Raw genomic sequence first — 17,229 nt, forward strand, 5'->3', positions numbered from 1 at the left:
CGTTTTTCAAACGGGCGTCTGTACAACGAGGCGCCGTCTTAAAGTGGAGGGTTATCATTTGGAACAGCCTGTATATAAACGAGTCATATTGAAAGTAAGCGGGGAATCCCTTGCAGGTCAGAACGGATATGGAATTGATGCGGAAACGATCGGTTCAATCGCAGAGCAGGTTCGCGATGTCGTAGAGCTTGGTGTGGAAGTGGCCATCGTCTGCGGCGGCGGAAACATCTGGCGCGGCATTGCCGGCAGCGCGAACGGGATCGACCGCGCGACTGCGGATTATATGGGGATGCTCGCAACCGTGATGAATTCCCTGGCGCTTCAGGATGCATTGGAGCAAATCGGAGTGCCGACCCGTGTGCAAACATCCATCTCCATGCAGCAAATTGCAGAACCGTATATTCGTCGCAGAGCGATAAGACATCTGGAAAAAGGCCGTGTCGTTATTTTCGCGGCGGGAACGGGTAACCCGTACTTCTCCACCGATACGACTGCAGCGCTTCGCGCAGCGGAAATCGAAGCAGAAGTGATTTTGATGGCTAAGAACAAAGTGGACGGAGTGTATTCCGCTGATCCATTTAAGGATGAAACTGCTGAGAAATACGAGCAGCTTACGTATCTTGATGTATTGAACAAAAACCTTGGGGTAATGGACTCTACAGCTTCATCGTTATGTATGGACAACAACATTCCGCTCATCGTATTCGCCATAACGGAGCAAGGCAATATCAAGCGTGTCGTTCTGGGTGAGAAAATCGGAACGATTGTCAAAGGGAGTGTAGATTAATGCCGCAATCAGTGAAAAAGAACGCAGAAGAACGCATGGAAAAAGCGATTTTGGCTTTGAGACGCGATCTGGCTACGCTGCGCGCAGGACGGGCAGCGCCAGCCCTTCTCGACCGGATTACGGTTGAGTACTACGGAGCGCCTACGCCGATCAACCAACTGGCAAACATCAGCACGCCGGATTCCCGGACGCTGATGATTCAGCCTTGGGATAAGTCGTCTTTGGCAGATATCGAAAAGGCGATCATGAAATCGGATCTCGGATTGACGCCGGCGAACGACGGCATGCAAATCCGCCTGGTGATTCCTGCGCTCACGGAAGAGCGCAGAAGCGAATTGGTCAAAATGACCAAGAAATTCGGCGAGGAAGCGAAAGTGGCCATCCGCAACATTCGCCGTGATGCCAACGATGACATCAAAAAGATGGAGAAAACGGATATTTCCGAGGACGAGTCCCGGAGACATCAGGAAGATATCCAGAAAACGACGGATAAATTTATCGCGGAAGTCGACAAAGTCCTCGTTGCCAAAGAAAAAGAGATTATGGAAGTGTAAGAGACTTGCGGCCCCTCCGGTTATGGTGGGGTTTGTCTCTTTTTTGCAGAAAGAAGCCTGGAGGAAATGGAATGATCAAACGGGTTCGATCGTGGTTGAATCAGGAGGACAGTCAGCAGACGCATCAGCTCTCTCCGGACAACATCCCTCATCATGTGGCAATTATTATGGACGGTAACGGACGCTGGGCTAAACGGCGCGGCATGCCGCGAATCGTCGGTCACCAGAACGGCATGAAGGCTGTCAAAAGAGCGGCCATCGCCGCCGATGATTTAGGGATCAAAATATTGACGATGTATGCTTTTTCGACGGAAAACTGGACGCGGCCGAAGGAGGAAGTGGATTTTCTTATGAAGCTTCCCCAGGAGTTCCTGGCCATTGAGCTGGAAGAGCTCATTGAGAAGAATGTCCAGGTCAGAATGATGGGGCATCCGGAGGACCTGCCGTCCCATACAGTTTCCGCGATGGAAGAGGCCGTTGCCAGAACGGCGGACAACACGGGGCTTGTGCTGAATTTTGCGCTTAATTACGGCAGCCGGAAAGAGATCACCGAGAGTTTTAAAGCGCTCGGGCAGGAAGTGCGTGACGGAATTCTTCGTCCTGAAGATATAACCGAGGAACTGATCGGTCAGCGGCTCCTCACAGGCGATTTGCCGGATCCGGATCTGCTTATCCGGACGAGCGGGGAATTGCGTTTGAGCAATTTCATGCTATGGCAGCTTGCTTATAGCGAATTATGGTTTACCGACATTTATTGGCCGGAGTTTACCAAAGAACATTTGGTCGCGGCAGTTGCCGATTATCAACATAGAACACGGCGCTACGGTGGACTGTCGTAGCCGACGGAGGATGGGTCACATTGAAGCAGCGATTGATTACCGGAATTATAGCGGGCACGGTCTTTTTGGGATTATGTTTCATCGGTGGACTGTCGTACCATCTTCTTATCCTGGCCATGGCACTCATCGGATACTATGAGTTTGTGAAAATGACGAAAACGGCGCCGTTCGGAGGAACGGCGTGGATCGGTTATGCAGGAGTGCTGCTGCTGGTGTTCCCGTGGAATTTGCTGAATATCGATGTTCAGCTCCCTTGGGAACACGCGATATGGCTCCTGCTTCTCCTGTTCCTACTGGCAACGGTGACCACGAAGAATGCCATTGATATTCAGCGGGTCGCTTTGCTGTTCCTGGGGGCAGTCTATGTCGGCATCGGCTTCTCCTTCATCGCCGAGTCGCGGCATGCGGAGGACGGTCACGGCATCTTTTGGACGTTCCTCCTGCTGGGCTCCATCTGGGCGAGCGATGCCGGGGCCTATTTTGTCGGGAAGGCGGCAGGGCGGCATAAGCTGTGGCCTTCCATCAGTCCGAACAAAACGATCGAGGGTGCACTTGGCGGTGTCGTCATCGCTGTGTTCACATCCCTGATCTTTTCCTTTTTCTCGAATGGATTATTATCGGCCGGACAAGCCGTTCTGATCGGTCTGTCCTGTGCCGTCATCGGTCAGCTGGGAGATCTGGTGCAGTCCGCCTACAAGAGGGTGTACGGCATCAAGGATTCAGGCAGCCTGCTGCCCGGGCACGGCGGAATACTGGATCGCTGCGACAGCTGGATCGTCGTATTCCCGTTCGTACATATGCTTGGCCTTCTGCCTTACTGATGGAAAGGAAAGATGTATTTATGAAGAAAATCAGCGTTCTCGGGTCTACCGGCTCGATCGGTACACAGACTTTGGATGTCGCCAGGATGCATCGGGACCAGTTTCAGATCGAAGGTTTGGCTGCTGGGAGCAACGTGGAGCTGCTGCTTCAGCAGGCGAAGGAATTTGGGCCGCGTAAAGTTTCGGTCGCAACCAAGGAGCTCGCGGACCTGGTGAAGCATTCCCTGCCTGCCGGAACGGAAGTGTTCTATGGGCGGGAAGGCTTGATCGAGATCGCCGCCGGAACGGATGCCGAGCTGGTGGTCACGGCGGTCGTGGGAAGCATGGGACTCCCATCCACCCTGGCGGCCATCGAAGCGGGGAAGAACATCGGGCTTGCGAATAAGGAGACGCTGGTAACGGCAGGGCATCTGGTGACTGCGGCGGCAGCGGCGAAAGGGGTCAAGCTTCTCCCCATCGACAGCGAGCATTCGGCCATATTCCAGTGCTTGAACGGGGAACGGTACGAGGATATCGAGCGGATCACGTTAACGGCGTCCGGCGGATCCTTTCGCGACTACACGCGGGAGCAGCTGGTGAACGTAACGGTTGAGGACGCATTGAAGCATCCGAATTGGTCCATGGGGGCCAAGATCACGATTGATTCGGCAACGATGGTCAACAAGGGGCTTGAGGTGATCGAAGCCCATTGGCTGTATGGACTTCCCTACGAGCAGATTTCCGTATTGCTTCATCCGGAGAGCATTATTCATTCCTTCGTCGAGTTTCGGGATTCCAGCATTATCGCGCAGTTAGGCAACCCGGACATGAGAGTGCCAATCCAGTATGCCCTGACGTATCCGGAACGCTGGAATTCTCCGGCACCAAGGCTCTCGTTGGCGGAAGCGGGCAGGCTGAATTTTCGAGAAATGGATTTTGAACGCTTTCCGTGTTTAAGGCTTGCCTATGAATGTGGTAAAATGGGAGGGACGGCGCCAACCGTATTCAATGCTGCCAACGAGGTGGCGGTTGCCCGGTTCCTGCGCAAGGAAATCTCCTTCCTTCGGATCGAAGAGATCATCGAGCAAGTGCTTGAGCAGCACGAGATCCATTCGGAGCCGACGCTCGAAACGATCGAAGCGAGCGATCAATCCGCGCGCGAGCTTGCTTCCAGACTATAGGATCAGATGTCACATCATAATCTCCCTTGAAAAAAGCTGACAGCTTGTGATTCTCTTGTGGACGACAGGAGAATAATGATAATCTATAGGGACATACTGCGTTCTCAGAGGAAAAGGGGGATGTACGGATTTGGAAATGCTGCGGATCGTTTTTTTAACGGTGCTCATGTTTTTTGTCATTGTCACAGTGCATGAATGGGGGCACTATTACTTTGCCCGGCGTGCGGGGATCTTGGTACGGGAATTTGCGATCGGCTTTGGACCGAAGCTGTTCTCTTATAAACGCAACGAAACGCAGTTTACGCTTCGCCTGCTGCCTTTCGGCGGATATGCGCGCATGGCGGGCGAAGACCCTGAACTGGTTGAAATCCATCCAGGTCAGACGATTGCGGTCCGATTGAATTCGGACAATCAGGTAAAGAAGATTTATTTAGACCAGCTCGACAACCGGAAGAACGTGATCCGCGGAGAGGTTGAATTCATGGATATGGTGGATCGGCTGTCGGTGCGGCTGGATGTGGACGGCGAGCATCAGCAGTACCAGATTCACCCGCAGGCGATGACCGTGGCCAAAGGCATTGAGACCCAGATCGCGCCAAGAGACCGCCAGTTCGGCAGCAAGACGGTCGGACAGAGAGCCTTGGCCATCTTTGCCGGGCCGGTGATGAACTTTATTCTGGCTTTTGTTCTGTTCGCGCTGCATATTCAGATGGCGGGCATTCCGGTCGAGAATCCGACTTATGTGCAGATCGGAGAGATTACAAAAGGCATGCCGGCCGATGAGGCGAACCTGAAGAAGGGTGACATCATCGAGAGCATTAACGGTGTTGCCATCGGCTCGGATTATCAGAAGATGATCGAATTGATCGCGGCATCCAAGGACAAGCCGATGGATTGGACCGTCCGCCGCGGCGACGAATCCTTCGAGCTGACACTGACGCCGCGCACGATGGAAGGCCAGGAAGGCGGCAAGGTCGGGATCGTTCCTGAGCTTCCGACCAGATCGGCAGGCATCGGTGAGACGATTACGGGCGCGGGTACCGCGATGGTAGACACGACAAGCATTATTTTCCAAGGGTTCAGGCAATTGATCCAGCAATTCTCGATGGATGATCTTGGAGGCCCGGTCCGCACATTCGAAGTGACCGGACAGATCGCGAAGCAAGGAATTGAACAGCTGACCTATTGGGCGGCCATATTGAGCTTGTATCTCGGCATCTTCAATCTGCTGCCGATTCCGGCGCTTGACGGCAGCCGGCTCGTGTTCCTCGGCATAGAGGCATTGCGCGGGAAGCCGATTGATCCGAACCGGGAAGGCATGGTGCATTTTATCGGCTTTGCGATGCTGTTTCTGCTGATGATTGCCGTGACGTACAATGACATACTTCGCTTAATCAACGGATAAAACATCCAGCGGGGGTGTACCCGTGCAGCGATCAGCCGTAAGCTCTCTTTGCATAGGAGCGGCTTTACGCTGAAGCTCTCGGATCTTTAGCCTCCTGGGGTTTTCCGTTACCGGCAGGCCTCTTCCCGAATGCACGAGTGATACGAACCGTCATTCGCAGGGCCTGCTTACACATATCGCCAATAGCGCCGCATTCGGAAGCAGGCTTACAGCACAATCGCCCGAAGAAGCGTTTTAATAATGGGAGGAACAGGATTTTTATGTCGAAGGAATCGAAGGATAAACAATTCGTGACGGAGATCACGCCGCAAGGAGAGGACTTCTCCCGCTGGTATATCGATGTCATCAAAAAAGCGGACCTGATGGATTATTCGCCGGTCCGGGGCTGCATCGTGTTCAAGCCGGACGGCTATGAAATTTGGGAGCATATCCAGGAGGAGCTGGATCGCCGTTTCAAGGAAACGGGGCACCGCAATGCGTACTTCCCGCTGTTCATTCCGGAAAGCTTCTTCCAGAAAGAGAAAGAGCATGTAGAAGGCTTCAATCCGGAGCTGCCATGGGTAACCGAGGCGGCAGGAGAAAAGCTGGAGGAACGTCTGGCGATTCGGCCGACGTCCGAAACGATGTTCGGGCATATGTACTCCAAATGGATTCAATCCTATCGCGATCTTCCGGTGAAGATCAACCAGTGGGCGAACGTGGTACGTTGGGAGAAGCGAACGCTGCCGTTCCTCCGTACAAGCGAATTCCTGTGGCAGGAGGGCCACACGGCTCATGAAACCGAAGCCGAGGCTCGGGAAGAAACGATGCAAATGCTGGACATCTACCAGGATTTTGTTGAGAACTATTTGGCTATTCCGGTGATTAAAGGACAGAAGACGCCATCGGAGAAGTTCGCCGGAGCCGTCGACACGTTCTCCATCGAAGCTATGATGAAGGACGGACGAGCTGTCCAGGCAGGGACGTCCCATTATATGGGCACCAATTTTGCGGAGGCCTTCGAGATTCAGTATTTGAACCGCGAAAATACGCTGGAGTATGCCCACACCACATCTTGGGGCGTCAGCACGCGTCTGATCGGCTCCTTGATCATGGTTCACGGGGATGACCGCGGATTGGTGCTCCCGCCGAAGGTTGCGCCGACTCAGGTCATTATGATTCCGATCGGTCCTCCGAAGACTCGTGATGCCGTGGTTGGCCGTACGGACGAGCTCTACCGTGAATTGAAAGCGGCCGGTATCCGGGTTCGCGTGGACGATAATCCGGATGTGCGCCCGGGCTGGAAGTTTAATGAGTATGAAATGCGCGGCGTTCCGGTGCGTCTGGAGATCGGACCTCGTGATATGGAAAACGGGGTTTGCGTGCTAGTATCCCGAATCACCGGCGAGAAGAAAGTCGTCGAGCAGGCCAATCTGGTCCAAGAGGTTCAGAGCATGCTGGAGCAGGTGCATCAAGAAATGTATAACCGCGCGAAGCAGTTCCGCGAGGATCATTTCTATTCGGTGGATACACTGGACGAGATGAAGGCGAGCATGGAAGAGAAGCGCGGATTTACCCTGGCGGGTTGGTGCGGCTCCGAGGCTTGCGAGGATACCGTAAAGCAGGAGACCGGGGCGACCAGCCGGAACATACCTTTTGAGCCGGGCGAGACGAAGACGAAATGTCTCGTTTGCGGTGATGATGCGAAGCATACCGTACTGTTTGCCAGAGCGTATTAATATACCGATAATTTGATATTCCGGGTAGAGGGAGGAGGGCTGCAGATTGCTTCTTCGTTCTCCTGTACCCGGAATATGTGCGTCTGGAGCAAGCTTCCGGATGGCAGTAGACCCATCGCTCTGTTTCGAGGCAGGACGTGTGGATGCTGCCGGCGGAAGCTTCTACTGTTTTTATAAGCATTTCGCGTGAAAACTTAGGGGGAGGGAACCATGGGCACAGCAGAAGATAAAAGGAAACGGCTTGAACTGCTGATGAAGCAGGGCGAAGTTCCGGCCAATCTGGTGGAACCCTATTTCTTGGACGGTATCATCGAGCAGGTGGAGACGAGCCGGGCGAGCAAGGAGTGGAAGATTACGATCCTGAAGGAGTCGCTCGTTCCCGCCGAGGTGTATCGGACCTTCTGCCTGAGAATACAGGAGAAGATGAATCATATTGCCCGCATCGTATTTGTATTCCGGTATCAGGGCAATGTGCAGGCTGCCGACATTGTGCAGGAGTACTGGAATTTGTTCCTGGAGTGGGTACACCGTGAGATTCCATCCGTTAACGGCTGGATGACCCGGGCCCGGCACGAGGTGGAGGACGGGCAGCTGCTGCTGACGATGTCGGACGGCATGTCGCTCGAGCTTGCCCGGAAGAAGCAAATCGATACGGCCATCACCCGCTTCTTCAGCCATTACTTCGATCTGCAGCTCCGCGTTAAAATGCAGGTCGGCGATAATGGGCAGGCTGCCTATGAGGAATTTGAGCAGCGCAAGCGGCAGGAAGAGCGGGAGGTTATCGAGCAGCTCATGAGCAGCCTGGAAGCCGAGATGGATGCCGGTGACGAGGATGAGGCTCCGGACCGGCTGCAGGTCGGCTACGACATAAAGGACCAGCCGGTATCTATCCAGGATATCCAGGACGAGGAGAAGAAGATTACGATCCAAGGTACAATCTTTGGCTTGGACCGAAAGGAACTGCGAAACGGCAGCACGCTGTTCACCTTCAATTTGACCGATTTCAGCGATTCCTTGCAGATGAAGATGTTTGCCAAGACGAAGGATGATCTGAAAGTGTTGAGCCTGCTTGCCGACGGCAAATGGGTTAAGGCCAGAGGCCGGGTGGAATATGACCGGTTCATGCAGGTGCCGGAGCTGGTCATGATTCCTACGGATTTGTCCGAGGTGAAAGCTCCGCCATCGCGGAAGGATAATGCGCCTGAAAAGCGGGTCGAATTCCATCTCCACACGACCATGAGCACGATGGATGCCGTTACGCCGATCGACCGCTATATCAAAACGGCGGCGAGCTGGGGACATAAGGCGATTGCCGTCAGCGATCATGGCGGTGTACAGTGCTATCCCGACGCGGCGAAGCATGCGAAGAAGAACGGGATCAAGATGATTTACGGACTCGAGGCGAACGTCGTTAACGATGCGGTGAATATCGTGGAGCAGGCGAAGCCGATCGAGCTGAGCAGCGCAACCTACGTCGTCTTCGATATCGAGACAACGGGTCTGTCGATAACCGCGAACAAAATTATCGAGCTGGCCGCCGTCAAAATGCATGAGGGCAAGGAAATCGACCGGTACGCGACATTCGTCAATCCGCATGAGCGGATACCGTACCATATTCAGCAATTGACAAACATCAACGATGATATGGTAAGGGACGCGCCGGAGCTTGAACCGGTTCTGAAGGAGTTCGTCGAATTCGTTGGGGACGCGGTGCTTGTCGCGCACAATGCAAGGTTCGACGTGGGCTTCATTCAGGCATCGCTGCAAAATGCCGGCATGGACACACTGGACAACCCGTATCTGGATACCCTGGAGCTTGCGCGGCTTTTGCATCCGGGGATGAAAAACCACCGGCTCAACACGCTTGCCGATAAATACAAGGTTGCGCTCGAAAGCCATCACCGTGCGATCGATGATACCGTTGCACTCGCGGGCATCCTGAACGGACTGCTTGCGGACGCGGACAAAATGAAGGGGATCAAGATGCTGGACCGGCTGAACGACTACGTCGGCATGGACCTGTCCAATGCGCGTCCGTTCCACTGCGGCATTTATGCCTTGAACATGACGGGCAAGAAGAATCTGTACAAGCTGGTGTCGATGTCGCATACGGAGTATTTTAAGCGCGTGCCTTGCATACCGAAATCCAAGCTTCAGGAGATGCGCGAAGGCTTGCTTGTATTGTCCGGTTGCGAAAAGGGCGAGTTTTTCGAGACGGTGCTCAACAAGACCGAGGAAGAAGCGGAAGAAATTGCGGCCTTCTATGATGTGCTGGAGATCCAGCCGCTGACGATGTATATGCATTTGGTGGATAAAGGCCTGGTCGGCAGTCCCGAAGAAATCAAGACGGCCATATCCAAAGTGGTGCGGATCGGCGAGAAGCTGAACAAGCCGGTGATCGCCACAGGTAACGTGCACTATCTGGAACCGCGGGACAAGCTGTTCAGGGACATTACGATCCATGGTATTACCGGATTCAGTCCGCTGAAGGATATGCGCAAGCCTGATGCGCATTTCCGGACAACGGAGGAGATGCTGGAGGAATTCGAGTTCTTGGGCGAGGATAAGGCTTATGAAGTCGTCGTAACCAATACGTCGGAGCTGGCAGACCGGTTCGAAGAGCTGGAGCTGTTCCCGGATAAGCTGTTCACTCCGATCCTGGAAGGAGCGGACGAAGAGATCCGCAACACCTGCTATGAGACAGCACGGTCGATTTACGGGGACGATCTGCCGGAGGTTGTCGTAGCCCGGCTGGAGAAGGAGCTTGAGCCGATTATCAAATACGGCTTCTCCGCGAACTATCTGATCTCCGAGCGCCTGGTAAAAAAATCGAACCGCGACGGATACTTGGTCGGCTCACGGGGATCCGTCGGCTCTTCGGTCGTTGCCACCTTCCTCGGCATTTCCGAGGTTAACCCGCTGCCGGCGCATTACATCTGCCTGAACAAAGAGTGCAAGCACAGCGAGTGGTTCCTCGACGGCAGCGTGCCGAGCGGCTTCGACTTGCCGGACAAGGCTTGCCCGAACTGCGGCAACATGATGAAAGGCGAAGGACAGGATATTCCGTTTGAGACGTTCCTCGGCTTCAAAGGGGACAAGGTTCCCGATATCGACTTGAACTTCTCGGGGGAATATCAGCCGCATGCCCATAACTTTACGAAGGAAATGTTCGGCGAGAAGAGCGTGTTTCGGGCGGGGACGATCGGTACCGTCGCCGAGAAGACGGCGTTTGGCTTTGCGAAGAAATATGAGGAGCATCATAACAAGCGTTGGCGTGGTGCGGAGCTGAACCGGCTAGCCGCTGGCTGTACCGGCGTGAAACGAAGCACCGGTCAGCATCCCGGCGGTATCGTCGTTGTCCCGGACTATATCGAGGTGGAGGATATCACCCCGGTTCAGTATCCGGCCGACGATGTCAACGCCGAATGGAAGACCACGCATTTCGATTACCACGCCTTTGATGCGAACCTGCTGAAGCTTGATATTCTGGGACACGATGATCCGACGATGATGAGGATGCTGCAGGATCTGACCGGCGTCGATCCGACGACGATTCCGATGAATGATCCGAAGGTAATGAGCATGTTCAACTCCACGGAAGCGCTCGGGGTAACCCCGGAGCAAATCCGTTCTCCGGTGGCGACCTACGGCGTTCCGGAAATGGGAACCAAGTTCGTACGGCAGATGCTTGTGGAATCCCAGCCGTCCAGCTTTGCCGACCTGCTGCAAATTTCCGGCCTCTCACACGGTACCGGCGTATGGCTCGGCAATGCGCAGGAGCTTATCAAGAACGGCACATGCAACATCAAGACGGTTATCGGCTGTCGTGACGATATCATGCTGTTCCTGATCTACAAGGCCGGGATGGATGCAAGCCTCGCCTTCAAGATTACGGAGAGCGTGCGGAAGGGTAAGGGGCTTACCCAGGAATGGATCGACGAGATGAAGCGATGCAAGGTGCCTCAGTGGTACATTGACTCCTGTCTCAAAATCCAGTACATGTTCCCGAAAGCCCACGCGGCTGCATATGTTATCTCGGCAGTGCGTACCGCGTATTTCAAGCTGTATTATCCGATCGAATACTATGCGACGTACTTCTCGGTCCGCGCCGAGGATATTGATATTGAGCTGTGCTGTCAAGGATATGAGGCGATTTACCGCCGAATCGAGGAGATCGAGCAGCTCGGCTTCGGAGCCAGCGCGAAGGAGAAAGGCATGCTGCCGATCCTGGAAATGGCGCTGGAAATGACGGCCAGAGGCTTTACCTTCAAGAGCATCGATCTTTATCGTTCGGATGCAACGAAATTTACGGTTGACGGAAATTCGCTCATCCCGCCGTTCTCGGCCTTGGCCGGTATCGGCGAAAACGCCGCCCGCAACATTGCGGCCGCGCGCGAATTCGGCGAGTTTTTATCGATAGAAGATTTCCAGCAGAAGTCCAAGGCGAGTAAGACGGCGGTGGAACTTCTGACCCAGATGGGCTGCTTCCGCGGTTTGCCGGAGAGCAATCAGCTCTCATTATTCTGATTTCTTCATATCTCTCAGGGCGGGCCCGTTGCTGCTCAGGAGGCTTCCTTGACAGTCAAGGAGTCATACTTGTCACTATTACCAGACTATGTTATAATTTTTTTGGTAATCATGGAGATAAAACCGTTGTGTAAAGAGTGGGGCAACCCACTCTTTACTCTTTGGTATATAGGAAATCAACTTGGAGGTTATGTTCTTTGAGCACATCAAAGATTAAAACGACTGTGGAAGAAATGGTGCAGCCGTATCTGGATGAACACGGCTTCGAACTGGTCGATGTGGAATACGTAAAGGAAGGAAGCAGCTGGTTCCTGCGTGTGTTTGTAGATAAAGAAGGCGGCATTGATATTGACGATTGCGGAGTAATCAGCGAATATCTGAGCCAGAAGCTGGATGAGAACGATCCGATTCCGACCGCTTATTTTCTCGAGGTTTCCTCTCCGGGCGCCGAACGTCCGCTTAAGAAGAAGGAGGACGTCGCCAAGGCTGTCGGCAAGAACGTATTCGTTACGGTATACGAGCCGGTCGACGGGCTGAAGGAATTCGAGGGCAAGCTGGAGTCCTTCGAGCAAGAAGAGCTTGTTATTCAAACGGGCAAGAAACAGCACGTTATTCCATATGCAAAAGTAGCCAGCGCCAGATTGGCCATCATTTTTTAGACGGAAGTTTTGAAAGGGGGAACCGATTTTCAATGAGTATGGATTTTATTGAAGCGATGAACGAGCTGGAGAGAGAGAAGGGCATCAGCAAAGATGTGTTGTTTGAAGCCATCGAGGCTGCGCTGATCTCGAGTTACAAGCGTAACTTCAACACTGCGCAAAATGTCCGTGTGGACATGAACCGCAATACCGGCGTCATCAAAGTGTTTGCACGGAAGCTGATCGTTGAAGAGGTTCTGGATCCGCGGACGGAAATTTCGCTGCATGCGGCACGCGAAATCAATCCGCATTTCCAGCTCGAGGATATCGCCGAGATCGAGGTAACGCCTCGCGATTTCGGTCGAATCGCGGCTCAGACGGCGAAGCAGGTCGTTACGCAGCGCATTCGGGAAGCCGAGCGCGGCTTGATCTACAGCGCGTTTATCGACAAGGAAGACGATATCGTCACCGGTACGCTGCAGCGCCAGGACCTTAGAAACATCTACATCGACCTCGGGAAGATCGAAGCCGCGCTTCCGCTTACGGAGCTGATGCCGAACGAGAAGTTCAAGCATGGCGATCGGATCAAGGCGTATATCACGAAGGTCGAGAACACTACGAAAGGTCCGCAAATCATGCTCTCCCGCACGCATCCGGGGCTGCTCAAGCGCCTGTTTGAGCTGGAGGTTCCGGAAATTTTCGACGGCGTCGTCGAGATCCGTTCGGTTGCGCGTGAAGCGGGCTACCGCTCCAAGATTGCGGTTTACTCTCGTAATGAAGAGGTCGATCCGGTAGGCTCCTGCGTTGGCCCGAAAGGGATGCGCGTTCAGACGATCGTGAATGAGCTCCGCGGGGAGAAGATCGACATCGTCCGCTATTCCGATTCGGTTGAGGAGTACGTGGCCAACGCCCTCAGTCCTTCGAAAGTGCTTGAGGTTCAAGTGTTCGAGGATGAGAAGATGGCCCGCGTCATTGTTCCCGACTACCAGCTCTCACTGGCCATTGGCATCAAGGGCCAGAATGCGCGCCTTGCAGCTAAATTGACAGGCTGGAAGATCGATATTAAGAGCGAAAGCCAGGCGGAGCAGGAATTTGGCAGACCAAAATCCCAATCCGGTGAAATGCACCAGGATTCCGTCTCCGTGGATTAATTCCGAAACAAGCGGGGGGTAAGCGTCTTGAAACAGAGAAAGATACCGCTGCGTAAATGTGTGGCATGTCAGGAAATGATGCCGAAGAAAGAGCTGATCCGGATTGTCAGAACGCCCGACGAGGCGGTCATGATTGATCTGACCGGCAAAAAGTCGGGCCGCGGCGCTTATCTATGCGGCAAAGTTTCCTGCTTCAAGCTTGCACACAAAAATAAAGCTTTGGATCGAGCGTTGAAGCAGCAAGTGAAACCTGAGATCTATGAACAATTGGCCCAGGATTTCATCAAGGTTGAGGATGAATTCCTGGCTGCTAAAGAGCGTGCAGCCGATGATGAATAGGGCGCTTTCTCAGCTCGGCCTGGCCATGCGGGCCGGCAAGGTGGTTACGGGTGATGAGATCGTGCTCAAAGCCATCCGGTCTTCAGAAGCAAAGTTGGTTATTCTTGCGGGTGACGCCTCAGATAATACTAAAAAAAAGTTCCGCGACAAATGCGGTTCTTATAACATCCCTCTGGTAATCGGATTTGACCGGGAAAGTCTGGGCACAAGTGTAGGTAAACCCGAGCGGGTTGTGCTGGCCGTTACGGATCAAGGATTCGCAGAAATGATCTCCAGAACAATGGAGACAATGTCGGAGGTGGAGTATATTGAGTAAACAAGAAAACAAAGACAATAAACTTCGCGTATATGAATACGCGAAATCGCTGAATATGAGCAGTAAAGAAATTATAACGATCCTTAAGCGTTTGAACATTCCGGTTAACAACCACATGAGCGTCATGGAGAACGATACGGTATCCAAAGTTGAGCAGTTCTTTAAGGATATCAAATCGAATGCGGCAGCCAAGCGTGACGGTGCGGACGCTTCCCGCGGCGAGGGCCGCAAGCCGCCCGTGTCGGTTGCTTCCAACTCTTCCGCTGCTGATGCGAAAGTAAGCAGCGGGCAAGACGGCTCTCGAAATGCAGGTCAGCGCGGTCAAGGTCAAGGTCAACCCAAAAAACAACAGGAAAAGCAGGTAGGTATGAATAGTAGAAATCATCAAAATAACCAGAACACATCCGGTTCCCAGCGTCCACAAGGACAGGGACAGGATTCTCGCAGAAACCAATCAGGCCCGGCTCAAGGAAGCCAGAACCAAAATCGCAGCAACCAGGCACCAAGACAAGGTGGAACAGCAACTGGCTCCCGTCCGCAAGGCGGTACAGCAACCGGCTCCCGTCCGCAAGGCGGAGGTCAAGGCGGTGCTCGTCCGCAGAACAACGGCGCTCAAGGCGCTTCGCGTCCGCAAGGCAGAACGGGACGCAATGACTCCGGCAGCCAGAACAACAGCAACGGTCAAAACAACCGGGGCGGAAGAAACAATAACAACAACAATTCCAAGCGGTTTGATGATAACAACCGCCAGGGCGGTTTCCGCGGCAACAATCGCGGTGGGAAGAATAACCGCGGACGGAACCAGAACAACCAGCAGCCGCCTCGTGAGAAAATCGACAACACGCCGAAGAAAATTATCGTCCGTGGCGACATGACCGTCGGTGAAACGGCGAAGCTGCTTCATAAGGACGCTTCCGAAGTCATCAAGAAGCTGATTTTCCTCGGCGTGATGGCCACGATCAACCAGGAGCTGGACATCGAGACGATTCAGCTGCTTGCAGGGGAGTTCGGTGTCGAGGTTGAAGTGAAGATTCCGGTGGAAGAAGACCGGTTCGAGACAGTCGAAGAGAATGACGCGCCTGAAGATTTGAAGGAGCGCCCTCCGGTCGTTACCATCATGGGTCACGTCGACCACGGTAAAACGACGCTGCTGGATGCGATCCGTTCCACGAACGTGAGCGGCGGCGAAGCCGGCGGCATCACACAGCACATCGGTGCTTATCAAGTTGAAATCAACGGCAAGAAGATCACCTTCCTGGATACGCCGGGCCACGAAGCGTTTACCGCTATGCGTGCACGCGGTGCGCAGGTTACGGATATGACGATTATTGTTGTCGCAGCCGATGACGGCGTGATGCCGCAGACGGTAGAAGCGATCAACCATGCGAAGGCGGCAGGATTGCCGATCATCGTGGCCGTGAACAAAATCGACAAACCGTCTGCCAACCCGGATAAGGTGAAGCAGGAGTTGACCGAATACGAGCTTGTGCCGGAGGAATGGGGCGGAGATACGATCTTCGTTAACGTTTCGGCAAAACAGCGCATGGGTCTCGAGGATCTGCTCGAAATGATTCTGCTTGTTGCCGAAGTGAATGAATACAAAGCCAATCCGGATAAGCGTGCCCGCGGTACGGTTATTGAGGCGGAGCTGGATAAGGGAAGAGGCCCGGTTGCACGTATCCTCGTTCAGCACGGAACGCTGAAAGTCGGCGATGCGTTTGTAGCGGGCAACTGCTTCGGCCGCATCCGTGCGATGGTGAATGATAAAGGGCGCCGCCTGAAAGAAGCCGGTCCATCCACGCCGGTTGAAATTACCGGTCTTACGGAAGTGCCGGGCGCAGGCGATCCGTTCATGGTGTTCGAGGACGAGCGCAAGGCGCGTTCGATCGCCGAGAAGCGTGCGGTCACGCAGCGTCAGTCCGAGCTTAACACGAATACCCGCGTAACCCTCGACGACTTGTTCAAGCATATCAAGGACGGCGAGATCAAGGATCTGAACGTGATCATTAAGGGTGACGTACAGGGCTCGGTTGAAGCCTTGAAGAGCTCGCTTAACAAGATCGAAGTGGAAGGCGTACGCGTAAAAATCATCCACAGCGGCGTCGGAGCGATCACGGAATCCGATATTATTTTGGCGGCTGCTTCCAATGCGATCGTCATCGGCTTTAACGTCCGTCCGGATGTTCAAGCAAAACAGACATCGGAGCAGGAGAAGGTTGACGTGCGTCTGCACCGTGTCATCTATAATGTAATCGAGGAAATTGAGCAAGCTATGAAGGGGATGCTCGATCCGGAATATAAAGAAACCGTGATCGGACATGCGGAAGTCCGCAACACCTTTAAAGTGAGCAAGATTGGTACGATTGCAGGCTGTATGGTTACTTCCGGAAAAATCTCGCGCAATGCCGAAGCCCGCTTGATCCGCGACGGCATCGTCATTCATGAGGGCAAGATCGATTCCCTCAAGCGTTTCAAGGACGACGCGAAGGAAGTGGCACAAGGCTACGAGTGCGGTATTACGTTGGCCAGCTACAGCGATGTGAAAGAAGGAGACGTCATCGAAGCCTTTATCATGGAGACGGTAGAGCGCTAATAAACGAGGTGATCAACGATGGCAAAAATCAGAACAGGGCGCGTAGGCGAGCAGATTAAGAAAGAGCTCAGCCAACTGATTCAGACTGAAATCAAAGATCCGAGAATCGGCTTCATTACCGTGACCGGCGTTGATGTGACGAATGACTTGTCACAAGCCAAGGTGTACTTGAGCGTGCTCGGTGACGAAGAACAGAAGGCAGCTTCCTTGAAAGGTCTGGAAAAGGCCACCGGCTTCCTCCGTTCCGAGCTTGGCAAACGGATCCGTCTCCGGCATGTTCCGGAGCTGATCTTCAAGTTTGACGAATCCATTGCCTATGGCAGCCGGATCGAGAAGCTGCTCAACGAAATCGGAGAGCGCGAAGAGAAATAATGCAAGTTC

14 protein-coding genes are annotated in these 17,229 nt (G+C 53.6%); all 14 read left to right on the forward strand.

Features of this window, described 5'->3' with window-relative positions; translation table 11 throughout:
• Positions 1-58: 58 nt before the first annotated feature.
• The 14 genes from pyrH to rbfA all read left to right on the forward strand — a co-directional run bounded on the left by pyrH (position 59) and on the right by rbfA (position 17,220).
• On the forward strand, positions 59-787 hold the full coding sequence (pyrH, locus tag MKX76_RS03530) for a UMP kinase (protein ID WP_077567096.1): 729 nt from the start codon (positions 59-61) through the stop codon (positions 785-787).
• A complete protein-coding gene (gene frr / locus MKX76_RS03535) occupies positions 787-1,341 on the forward strand; it encodes a ribosome recycling factor (RefSeq protein WP_007128721.1) in 555 nt (184 codons plus the stop codon). Before pyrH ends, frr begins: the two co-directional genes overlap by 1 nt.
• Positions 1,342-1,412: 71 nt before the next feature.
• Complete coding sequence (locus tag MKX76_RS03540) at positions 1,413-2,180, forward strand: isoprenyl transferase (protein ID WP_007128720.1); 768 nt, start codon at positions 1,413-1,415, stop codon at positions 2,178-2,180.
• Positions 2,181-2,200: 20 nt separating this feature from the next.
• Positions 2,201-3,001, forward strand: a complete 801-nt coding sequence (locus tag MKX76_RS03545; protein ID WP_007128719.1) for a phosphatidate cytidylyltransferase — start codon at positions 2,201-2,203, stop codon at positions 2,999-3,001.
• A gap of 20 nt (positions 3,002-3,021) precedes the next feature.
• Complete coding sequence (locus tag MKX76_RS03550; protein ID WP_210095132.1) at positions 3,022-4,161, forward strand: 1-deoxy-D-xylulose-5-phosphate reductoisomerase; 1,140 nt, start codon at positions 3,022-3,024, stop codon at positions 4,159-4,161.
• Positions 4,162-4,291: 130 nt separating this feature from the next.
• A complete protein-coding gene (gene rseP / locus MKX76_RS03555) occupies positions 4,292-5,566 on the forward strand; it encodes an RIP metalloprotease RseP (protein ID WP_007128717.1) in 1,275 nt (424 codons plus the stop codon).
• 260 nt (positions 5,567-5,826) lie between these two features.
• Positions 5,827-7,284, forward strand: coding sequence for a proline--tRNA ligase (proS, locus tag MKX76_RS03560; RefSeq protein ID WP_007128716.1), 1,458 nt, complete (start codon positions 5,827-5,829; stop codon positions 7,282-7,284).
• 210 nt (positions 7,285-7,494) lie between these two features.
• Positions 7,495-11,811 (forward strand): PolC-type DNA polymerase III, encoded by a 4,317-nt coding sequence (locus MKX76_RS03565; RefSeq protein ID WP_213616420.1) that lies wholly within the window; start codon positions 7,495-7,497, stop codon positions 11,809-11,811.
• A 197-nt stretch (positions 11,812-12,008) separates the two neighbouring features.
• Positions 12,009-12,470, forward strand: coding sequence for a ribosome maturation factor RimP (rimP, locus tag MKX76_RS03570; RefSeq protein WP_213616422.1), 462 nt, complete (start codon positions 12,009-12,011; stop codon positions 12,468-12,470).
• 32 nt (positions 12,471-12,502) lie between these two features.
• Positions 12,503-13,600, forward strand: coding sequence for a transcription termination factor NusA (nusA, locus tag MKX76_RS03575; protein WP_007128713.1), 1,098 nt, complete (start codon positions 12,503-12,505; stop codon positions 13,598-13,600).
• Positions 13,601-13,627: 27 nt separating this feature from the next.
• Positions 13,628-13,939, forward strand: coding sequence for an RNase P modulator RnpM (gene rnpM, locus MKX76_RS03580; RefSeq protein WP_028405665.1), 312 nt, complete (start codon positions 13,628-13,630; stop codon positions 13,937-13,939).
• Positions 13,932-14,255 carry a YlxQ family RNA-binding protein gene (locus MKX76_RS03585; RefSeq protein ID WP_028405664.1) on the forward strand — a complete coding sequence of 108 codons (324 nt, stop codon included), beginning with the start codon at positions 13,932-13,934 and terminating at the stop codon, positions 14,253-14,255. Before rnpM ends, MKX76_RS03585 begins: the two co-directional genes overlap by 8 nt.
• Positions 14,248-16,848, forward strand: a complete 2,601-nt coding sequence (gene infB, locus MKX76_RS03590) for a translation initiation factor IF-2 (RefSeq protein ID WP_341032998.1) — start codon at positions 14,248-14,250, stop codon at positions 16,846-16,848. The genes MKX76_RS03585 and infB overlap by 8 nt, the downstream gene beginning before the upstream one ends.
• 18 nt (positions 16,849-16,866) lie before the next feature.
• On the forward strand, positions 16,867-17,220 hold the full coding sequence (rbfA, locus tag MKX76_RS03595; protein ID WP_007128709.1) for a 30S ribosome-binding factor RbfA: 354 nt from the start codon (positions 16,867-16,869) through the stop codon (positions 17,218-17,220).
• Positions 17,221-17,229 lie beyond the last annotated feature (9 nt).

The organism is Paenibacillus sp. FSL R5-0810, from assembly GCF_038002285.1.
GTDB lineage: Bacteria > Bacillota > Bacilli > Paenibacillales > Paenibacillaceae > Paenibacillus_AQ > Paenibacillus_AQ lactis.